This window comes from Teredinibacter waterburyi, assembly GCF_001922985.1.
In the GTDB taxonomy this organism is placed as follows: Bacteria; Pseudomonadota; Gammaproteobacteria; order Pseudomonadales; family Cellvibrionaceae; genus Teredinibacter; species Teredinibacter waterburyi.
On record NZ_MRUH01000080.1, the window covers coordinates 1 to 2306 of the forward strand.

2 protein-coding genes are annotated in these 2306 nt (G+C 41.9%); both read right to left on the bottom strand.

Features of this window, described 5'->3' with window-relative positions; translation table 11 throughout:
- Positions 1 to 53 precede the first annotated feature (53 nt).
- Positions 54 to 599, bottom strand: a complete 546-nt coding sequence (locus IDZ20_RS05895) for a DUF1444 family protein (RefSeq protein ID WP_188150504.1) — start codon at positions 597 to 599, stop codon at positions 54 to 56.
- A 596-nt stretch (positions 600 to 1195) separates the two neighbouring features.
- The gene (locus tag IDZ20_RS05900) at positions 1196 to 1828 is read right to left on the bottom strand and encodes a hypothetical protein (protein ID WP_188150505.1); all 633 of its coding nucleotides are present in this window, start codon (positions 1826 to 1828) and stop codon (positions 1196 to 1198) included.
- Positions 1829 to 2306: the final 478 nt, after the last annotated feature.

Below are 2306 nucleotides of genomic sequence, written 5' to 3' on the forward strand. Positions count from 1 at the left end.
AGCGACCGCCACATAAACAAGCGACGGAATAGCCGTCAGGCTTGACCGCCTTGTTAGGCATTTTTGTATGGAACCCATTTTTGCCCACTTTGGTGATATAAACCATTACTTAGTAGATGGTCTCCATCTGGCCAAATGCTCCCAATAATTGAAATTAGCTTTTCTATTCCTGATTCATCCCGTTTATCGGACACGACCAGAATATCCCGTGCGGGTATTGCGGCCACATAACCATTCGGGCAGTACTCAACCAGCCAGTCACTCCATATCTCTGAAACAAGTAGTAAACTAGCTTCAAAATCGCCGCTTCCAGAAAAATAGAGAAGCCCTTCATTCTGGGTTATATTAATTTTCTCTGCGACCGCCCTTAAATTTCTTATTCCAATAGCAAACAGTTCATCGGCACTCAAATTTGAATCTTTAAAGTGCTTCTCCTGCATGACTGTATAGTGATCACCACAATCGCAGAGGAAAAACACTGAAAAATCATCGCTGTAATCAAGACAGTACAGAGCATCTTCTTTATCGAGCTCCATATCTAACTTTGCACCACTGTAAAAAGTCTGTTTGAAATATGCGATTGAGTTTTCGATATTCATTCTGATGCCTAACGCCAAGCTCACCTGCAATTTTTGCTGTGAGCGTTTGTGTAAAATGGAGCTGCGCGACCTACACAAACGAGCGCAGCAAAAATTGTCAGGTGGAGCGCCTTGTTATGCGAGGCGGCACAAAAAGTAACACACACGTTGGGCCAGCTAGCCGGCACAAAACAATAACACACACGTTGGGCCAGCTAGCCAGGCCCTTTAGCCTAAACGAAGCGATTAGACACAAAGACGTAAAACCAGATATTACCAAAGTATTTTAGCCTAAACGAAGCGATTAGTCGTAAAAAAGTAAAACCAGATATTACCAAAGTAACCGAATAATACTAGAAGAAGGTTACGCTACCGATTGATTTGGTACTACCTAAAAAGAAACCACTGAGAACAAAGATGGGAGGCATAGTTCGGATACGACCGACTAGAAATTGAATGCCACTCCCTGACTGCATCACTGCGATTTACTCTACTACACCACTGCTGGAGCGGCACACACTAAAAAGACAATTAGCACAAACCTAAACCCGACAAAGCGCTTTGTTTAATACCACGCATAACGCCGCAATCACCCGCTTGTCGGGTGCATTGCTTTGTTATGACCCGCCACTAAAAATTGAAGTTATACCAAATACTAGAGTAAGAATTAAACCTACAACAGAAAGTGGTACGGCCCATTTATTTGTGCCTTCTAACTTTTTAAATGATTCTTCTCTAACCTGAATTGCTGCGACTAGCTCATCAAGCTTTCTACTTACGCCTTCTTTTTGATCAGAATTCAAATAAGTCTCAATGTCACGAACGATACTTCGCTCTAAATCAGGTAAACCTATATGAGGCGAGGTTTTCTCGACTAGGTTTATATATTCAGTGATTTCCTTTTTGATTGCTTTGACAGATTCGCAGTTCTTATCATCAATTTCATTTTCAAATATCTGAAGTAAGTAAGCTCGGAGCCACTTTGCAAGCCTAGCGCGGTTAACCTCCTCATCGCCAATAGAAGACCTAACTCCTTTGTATATGTTCTCGATATCTGAAAAATCACTGATCACTCCTGACTTTATTCCAGATGAGAGTGCCTTAAGAAACCGTTTTTCTTCCGTGTCTTTACGCTCAGAAATTCGATTAAGCATTTTGCTTACAGCGACCGCATATGCAGCAATTACTGCTGTGGCAGCCCCCATCGCGAGCGGGCTAGATATGTTAAAAAATTCCGTCAAAATCGACATTGTTTGATCTCGATGTAGTCATAACGCCGCGTTAACCTGTGCCGCGTGTGAAGTGGAGTTTTGCGGTAAAGTGGCGAAGCCCCGCAAAACGGAGCGTAGCATGCGGCATCAGGTTGAACGCCTTGTTATGCGCAACTTTTGAATTACGAAACAACCCAACAACCCAAAAAATACTACCACCAATTTATCAAACAAATCTTAAATTTAGACGTAAAAGCTAAAACTACAACTCGTAACCTATGACATTAAACCAGTTTTACGATGGAGCCAAGAATTTATATAACCAAAACCTTACAGCTACGAATTCAAGAAAAAACCAAAATCTAGAAACGTGAACGCTAGAATACTGGTAGCGTTTGGACGCTGTTGTGCTGATTACTAAAGTAAACGGAGGATGCACGCAAACTCTTCGAGATCAGCTCATACCTTTACAGCAAACAATCCCAATGAATTCCAAACCCTACTTTTCCAGCCGTTA